7 protein-coding genes are annotated in these 7,330 nt (G+C 65.2%); all 7 read left to right on the forward strand.

Annotated features, from left to right (window positions below):
• Positions 1–3: 3 nt before the first annotated feature.
• Positions 4–1,683: a thiosulfohydrolase SoxB gene (soxB, locus tag AX737_RS28205; RefSeq protein WP_003597858.1), complete on the forward strand. Its 1,680-nt coding sequence runs from the start codon at positions 4–6 to the stop codon at positions 1,681–1,683.
• A gap of 53 nt (positions 1,684–1,736) precedes the next feature.
• Positions 1,737–3,029 (forward strand): sulfite dehydrogenase, encoded by a 1,293-nt coding sequence (soxC, locus tag AX737_RS28210; RefSeq protein ID WP_003597857.1) that lies wholly within the window; start codon positions 1,737–1,739, stop codon positions 3,027–3,029.
• Complete coding sequence (locus AX737_RS28215) at positions 3,013–3,690, forward strand: cytochrome c (RefSeq protein ID WP_012455891.1); 678 nt, start codon at positions 3,013–3,015, stop codon at positions 3,688–3,690. Before soxC ends, AX737_RS28215 begins: the two co-directional genes overlap by 17 nt.
• 47 nt (positions 3,691–3,737) lie before the next feature.
• Positions 3,738–4,637, forward strand: a complete 900-nt coding sequence (locus AX737_RS28220) for an MBL fold metallo-hydrolase (RefSeq protein WP_231343949.1) — start codon at positions 3,738–3,740, stop codon at positions 4,635–4,637.
• Between the two features lie 62 nt (positions 4,638–4,699).
• On the forward strand, positions 4,700–5,161 hold the full coding sequence (locus AX737_RS28225; protein ID WP_003597852.1) for a hypothetical protein: 462 nt from the start codon (positions 4,700–4,702) through the stop codon (positions 5,159–5,161).
• A gap of 167 nt (positions 5,162–5,328) precedes the next feature.
• Complete coding sequence (locus tag AX737_RS28230; protein ID WP_017484328.1) at positions 5,329–5,511, forward strand: hypothetical protein; 183 nt, start codon at positions 5,329–5,331, stop codon at positions 5,509–5,511.
• Positions 5,512–6,373: 862 nt separating this feature from the next.
• Complete coding sequence (locus tag AX737_RS38480; RefSeq protein WP_306423473.1) at positions 6,374–6,721, forward strand: hypothetical protein; 348 nt, start codon at positions 6,374–6,376, stop codon at positions 6,719–6,721.
• The last annotated feature ends 609 nt before the right edge of the window (positions 6,722–7,330 follow it).

The raw sequence follows: 7,330 nt of genomic DNA on the forward strand, positions 1-7,330 counted from the left end.
GCCATGACCTCACGCCGCGACTTCCTGCAGATCGCCGCCGCCACCGCGGCCCTGGTGCCGACGGGCTGGACCCGCGCCTTCGCCCAGCAGCGCCTGACCCAGGACGACCTCCTGGCCTTCGAGCCGATGGGCAACGTCACCCTGGTCCATCTCACCGACATCCACGCGCAGTTGCGGCCCGTGCTGTTCCGCGAGCCCTCGACCAACCTCGGGATGGGCGAGGCGCGCGGTCAGGTCCCCCACGTCACCGGACGCGCCTACCTCGACCTCTACGGCATCCCCGGCGGCTCGCCGCTGGCCTATGCGCTCACGCCGGAGGACTACGTCGCGCTGGCCCGCAGCTATGGCCGGATGGGCGGCCTCGACCGGATCGCCACGGTGCTCGACGCGATCCGCGCCGAGCGAGGCGACAAGGTGCTGTTCCTGGACGGCGGCGACACTTGGCAGAACAGCTACACCTCGATGGTGAGCAAGGGCCAGGACATGGTCGACTGCATGGCGCTGCTGAAGCCCGACGCCATGACGGGCCACTGGGAGTTCACCCTCGGCACCGAACGGGTTAAGGAGATCGTGGACGGGCTCGGCTGCCCGTTCCTGGGCCAGAACGTTCGCGACGCCGAATGGAACGAGCCGGCCTTCGAGGCCACGAAGATGTTCGAGCGCGGCGGCGCGAAGGTCGCGGTGATCGGGCAGGCCTTTCCCTACACGCCCATCGCCAACCCTCGCTGGATGATCCCCGGCTGGTCCTTCGGCATCCGCGAGGAGGACGTGCAAGCGAGCGTCGACAAGGCCCGGAAGGAGGGCGCCGACCTCGTCGTGCTGCTCTCCCACAACGGCTTCGACGTGGACCGCAAGCTCGCCTCGCGGGTGAAGGGAATCGACGTCGTACTCACCGGACACACGCACGACGCGCTGCCTCAGGCGGTAAAGGTCGGCAACACCCTACTCATCGCCTCGGGCAGCCACGGCAAGTTCCTCACCCGCGTCGACCTCGACGTGCGGGACGGGGCCGTGAAGGGCTACCGTTCGAAGCTCATCCCGATCTTCTCCGATATCATCGCCCCAGAGAAGACGATGGCGGCCAAGATCCGGTCGATCCGTGCGCCCCACGAGGCGATGCTGAAGGAGGAACTCGGCCGGACCGAGGCCCTGCTCTACCGGCGGGGCAACTTCAACGGCACGCTCGACGACATGATCTGCGATGCGCTCCTGTCCGAGCGAGAGGCTGAGATTGCCCTCTCGCCCGGCTTCCGCTGGGGCACGACCCTCCTGCCCGGCCAGTCGATAACCCGCGAGGACGTCTACAACGCCACCGCCATCACCTACCCGGCGGCTTATCGGATGCCGATGACCGGCGCCCGGCTGAAGGAGGTGCTGGAGGACGTGGCCGACAACCTCTTCAACGCCGATCCGTACTACCAGCAAGGTGGCGACATGGTGCGGGTGGGCGGCGTGTCCTACGCCATCGACGTCGCTCGCCCGGCCGGCAGCCGCATCTCAGACCTCACCCTCCTGCGCACCGGCAAACCCATCGAGGCTGGCACCAGCTACACCGTGGCAGGATGGGCGAGCGTCAACGAGGGCACCGACGGCCCGCCGATCTGGGACGTCGTCTCCTCGCACATCAAGGCCAAGGGAACGGTGAACCCGACGCCCGCGCAGGTCACCGTCCGTGGCGCCTAGTCGTCTCCAATATATTCACACATTGCTATACTTGAAACAGTTCGGAGAGGCCGATGTCTGAACCGAAGCCGCGCCCCGATCCGTCCGGGCCAACCTCTCGAAGATCCTTCCTGCGCACCGGCCTCGCCCTCGGCGGAGCGGTCGGCACGGGGGCTTTTGCGGGCCGCGCAGCCGCCGCGCCGGACGCGAAGAACCTTCCGCCGAGCGTACCGGAATGGTCGCAGTCGCTCGGTGAGGGTGTCGTCAGCCGGCCCTACGGCCGCCCGTCGAAGTTCGAGGTGGACGTGATCCGCCGCGACGTCGAATGGCTGACCGCCTCGCGCCAGAGTTCGGTCAGCTTCACGCCGCTGCACCAGCTGGAGGGAATCATCACCCCGAACGGCCTGGGCTTCGAGCGCCACCATGGCGGCATCGCCGAGATCGATCCGTCCGAGCATCGGTTGATGATCCACGGCCTCGTCGAGAAGCCGCTGATGCTGACGCTGGAGGACATCAAGCGCTTCCCCCGCGTCAACCGGATCGCGTTCCTCGAATGCGCGGCCAATTCCGGCATGGAGTGGAAGGGCGCGCAGCTCAACGGCTGTCAGTTCACCCACGGCATGATCCACTGCGTCATGTACACGGGCGTCCCGCTCAAGCGCTTGCTCGAAGAAGCCGGTCTCAAGACCAACGCCAAGTGGCTGTTGCCGGAGGGCGCCGACGCCGCGGCGATGACCCGCTCCGTGCCGATCGAGAAAGCGTTCGACGACGCCATCGTCGCCTACGCCATGAACGGAGAGGCGCTCTATCCCGAGCACGGCTATCCGCTCCGCCTCGTCCTGCCGGGATGGCAAGGCAACATGTGGGTGAAGTGGCTGCGCCGGATCAAGGTCGGCGACGAGCCCTGGCACACCCGCGAGGAGACGTCGAAGTACACGGCACTCATGCCGGACGGTCAGGCGCGGCGCTTCACCTGGGCCATGGACGCGAAGTCCGTCATCACCAATCCGAGTCCGCAGGCGCCCATCCACGGTAAGGGCTTCACCGTGCTTTCGGGCTTGGCGTGGTCGGGGCGGGGCGCGATCAAGGGCGTGGACGTCTCGCTCGATGGCGGCCGCAACTGGCGGGCCGCGCGGCTCGACGGGCCGGTCCTCGATAAGGCGCTGACGCGTTTCTATTATGAGTTCGACTGGAACGGCGATCCGCTGCTGATCCAGTCCCGCGCCATGGACGAGACCGGCTACGTCCAGCCGACCAAGGCGGCCCTGCGCCAACACCGCGGCCTGAACTCGATCTACCACAACAACGGCATCCAGACCTGGCACGTGCTGCCCAGCGGGGAGATCGAGAATGTCGAGGTCGCGTAACCGTCTTTCGGCCGCCCTTGCGACCGTCCTCCTCGCGGCCACGCCGGTGGCGGCGGAGCGTCTGAACATCGGCCGCGTCGCGACGCCGGAGGAGATCAAGGGCTGGGACATTGACGTGCGGCCGGACGGCCAGGGGCTTCCTGTCGGCAAGGGAACCGCGGCGCTCGGCGAGACGGTCTTCCAGGAGCGCTGCGCCAGCTGCCATGGCGAGTTCGGCGAGGGCGCGGGACGGTGGCCGGAGCTCGCCGGTGGGTCCGGCACGTTGAAGTCCGACAGTCCGGTTAAGACCATCGGGTCCTACTGGCCCTACGCCTCGACCGTCTTCGATTTCATTCACCGGGCAATGCCGTTCGGCGCGGCACAGACCCTCACGCCGGACGAGACATACTCGGTCACCGCCTATCTCCTCTATCTCAACGACATTCTGAAGGATCAGGACTTCGAGCTGAACGAGAAGAACCTCGCCAGCATCCGCCTGCCTAACGAGAAAAACTTCTTCATGGACGACCGCGAGACGGCGGAGAAGGAGTTCTGGACGGCCAAGCCCTGCATGACGAACTGCCTGCCGAAGGAAGCGTCCATCACGAGCCGCGCTCGCATCCTCGACGTGACGCCAGACAAGGCTGCCGAACCCGCGAAGAAGGCCCCGCCGGTCCAATGACGAGCCGTCCCAACTCCGCGGGAACGCGCTGCGACAGGCGGTTGTTCTTGGGTGGCCTCGCAGCGGGCTTCGCGGGCGCGTGGCCCGTCCGCCGCGCTTCGGCGAACCAGACAGCGGCGCTCAGGGTCGGCGCCGCCTCCGTGGAGACGGCGAGCGACGGCACGCTGTCCTCCTCCCTCGCCTTCATGCTGCCCGACACGCCGCGCGCGGAAGTTGAAGCCGTCTTTAAGGCCGAGGGTCAGCCCGCGGAGGCCACCCCGATTCCGACGAACCCGAGCCTCGTTCGGATCGGCTCGGAAGTCATTCTGATCGATGCCGGCTCGGGCAACTCGTTCCAGCCCACGGCCGGCAAGCTCGGCGAGACGCTGGAGAGCCGGAACATCTCACGTGAGGCGATCACCCAGGTGGTGTTCACGCACGCCCATCCCGATCATCTCTGGGGCGCGGTCGATGATTTCGACGACAGCGAACGGTTTCCCAATGCCCGCTACGTCGTGCCGGCCGCGGAATGGGATTTCTGGACCCGCGAGGATGTCGAGACCCGCGTACCGGATTGGCTTAAGGGCCTCTCCGTAGGCTCGCGACGGACCCTGCGACGCCTTGAGGCGAAGGTGGAGCGCCGTAAGCCCGGCGAAAGCATCGCTCCCGGCCTCACCTACGTCGCGACGCCGGGGCATACGCCCGGTCACGCCTCCGTCCTTGTCGAAGCCGGTCGGGAGCAGGTACTGATCGGCGGGGATGCCTTGAGCCACGCGGTTGTGTCGTTCCGCCGCCCCGCCTGGGCCTTCGGAAGCGATCTCGACCGTGACCTCGCGGCGCGTACCCGCCTCACCCTGCTGGACCGCTTGGCGAATGAGCGGATGACGCTTGTCGGCTTTCACCTCCCGAGCTCAGGCGTCGGACGTGTCGAGCGCGTTGGTGCGAGTTATCGCTTCGTACAAACCTGACGACACGATTTCGCAGGAATATTCCTGTCGGAACAGGACCGTTCGCGAACGGAGTGGACACGATGATGCTGTCGCGTAGGGGCGTGTCCGGACTGGCCGCGCTGATGGCTTGGCTCGTGGCGAGCAGGGCCTCGGCGACCCAATCGGCTGACCCCAAGACCCATCGGGTCGCACTGCAGGTCAGTTCTCGCGAGAACGGCGTGTTCGACCTCGCCCTCAACAACGCGGTCAATCTCGCACGCGAATACAGCAATCAGGCCGAGGAGCTTGAGGTCGAGATCGTTGCCTATGGGCCGGGTCTGCACATGCTGCGGGCCGACACATCGCCCGTGACGTCGAGGATCCACTCCATCACCGAGAGCGTGCCGGGAATCGTACTCTCGGCCTGCGGCAACACCATCAAAGCCATGGAGAAGGCAGAGGGGCACCCTCTGGAATTACTGCCACACGTCGGCATCGTTTCGGCTGGTGCAGTCCGTCTCGTGGCACTTCAGGAGGCAGGTTGGAGCTATCTCCGCGTTTGATCGCGCCGGGTCGCCGAAGGCTAGCCATTGGTTGGTCGCGAGACTGCCTCAGGGGTACATCGAGTGCACCGTTCACACATCCGCGTTTGGCGTAGTCCGCCTTCGGTCGCGCAGTAGCTGGTTCCTCGGCGCACACGACGCGCTCAAGGTTTTACAGGAACCGATGAATGCTCGGAATCGCCGTCCCCGCCGTGGCGCTGGCCATGGTCGTCGTCACGCCTGCCCTTGCGATTGAAGTGACGAAGAGCGTGATGGTGCCTGCATCGCCCGAAGCGGTCTGGAAGATGGTTGGCGGGTTTTGCGGCATCGGCAACTGGCACCTCGTCATCGAGAAGTGGGTGCTGTCTTAGAAAGGCGGCAGGCAGGAGTGAACATTGTCGATGAAGGGCAGTGACACCATCATGGAGGAAGAACAGTTCCGCGGCGACAAGAAGATAGACTACACATGCACGATAATCTCCCGCCCGCTGCCTGTGTAGAGCTATAAGTCCATGCTCATAGTGTAGAAGGACGGGAGCGGATCGAAGGTATCCTGGGCCGGAAACGTCAAGCCCAAGGGGGCCTTTGATGCTAAAGCCAAGGAGACAATTGCTGAAGTCTAGGAGGCGGGCCCGAGGGTCATCGCCGACAAGTCCCAGTAATCACGTCGGCAGGCGCAGAGATTTTGGGGCCGCTCTTTCGCACTTGGAGCGGGATCGGCCTAGATCAAAATCCGTCACCGTCGAGTAAGACGCGGATCACACCCAGGGCGTCGCCAACGTACTGCTACGCCCCGCAGCGACCTGACTGGGCGATCACATGGTGTTGCTTCGCGCCGAACCGTTCCTCTGACCTCCTATCTTCCAGGGCGACATCGAAGGGACGGTCGAGAATGCGACAGGTGAAGGTCAGGCTGATCGAGCCGGGGCTGCCGCCCCGGCGGACGCGCTTGAAAATTCCCGGTTGGGCGGGCGATCCGGAGCCCCGCACAGAAGGCTCGCAGGATTATGCCTGGCACTGCATCCCGCTCTTGGAAGCGGTCAAAGGCGGGATCGAGCTGTTCTACGCCTACGACGCCGAATTGGGCGTGAGCACCAGGGCCGCAAGACTGGTCTTTGAGGGAATTTCGCCGAGCCCGGCGGACCGGGACCGCAAAGGCCGCCGCTCTGGAGCTTCGGCGAGGCCTACTACGCCTATCGGATCCTCATCGACCTAAGGGTCGAGGAGAATTAGGTGATCAGGACCGAGATCCACCCACGCTTCTACACCGACTGGACCGGAACAGTGCCGGTCGCAATGCCGGCACTCATCCGGCACTGGGGGCCGACGATGTACTTCATGGTGTTCAAGGCCCCGGACGAAGGCCGCAGGCATATCTTCCGGAAGGACGAGCCGTTCATGCAGGTGTCCGTCGTCTCGGTTGAGGCCGATTTCGAGCTCATGGCGATGAACGAAGAGGAGGCGCCGAGCGCGAACTCCAATCGCGACGCATCTACCCCAGCCGCGAGACGCTGGCGGCGGACTCGCAGTGGACCTCGGCGACCCACACCGTGTTCGGCGGAACCTACCGGCGCATCCTAGGCGCCGCCAAGAGCCAGCGGTAAGGCTGGGCGGGGTGCGGAACCATCCACCCCGCCGCATCAGGCTCTGTACCCGTACGGCATGTCGCAGCAGTGATGGTGATGGTGGCGATGATAGTAGTATTGCGCCTGCTGTACCGTGGCCTCGCCCTAAGAGGCGGCAAGTAGCGGTTTGGCCTTCGCCGCGACCTCGTCCGGCTCCTTTAGGAGCGCCACAGCGTCGGGGATGGGCTTGGGCAGGTCGGCGTAGCTCTCGGCACGCATGGCCGCGGTTAGCACGGTCTGGGCAGGCATCGCGGCCTGTGCTGGGTCGGCGGCCGCGAGCAGGTTGACGGCCCCGATCAGGCAGCGACTGGCTTGTCCATCGACGGGAACCTCCCTTGAATGGCGCGGCCCGCCCCGGGAAAAGCGCGGACGGAAGCGCCGCCGGAAACACCACCTGCGGTAAAGCAGTTCCGGCTTGCCCAAGGCCAGGCAAGCACTTCTCCAACATGAGCATTGAAGTGCTTGCCGCCACTCGCTATTGTCGGTGCCGGCATTCGATGAAATTGATTTTAGTCAATTTCATTCACATCTTCAGTTGCTAAATGCAGCTCGACTACACACTGCA

Source organism: Methylobacterium sp. CCH5-D2, from assembly GCF_001556475.1.
In the GTDB taxonomy this organism is placed as follows: domain Bacteria; phylum Pseudomonadota; class Alphaproteobacteria; order Rhizobiales; family Beijerinckiaceae; genus Methylobacterium; species Methylobacterium hispanicum.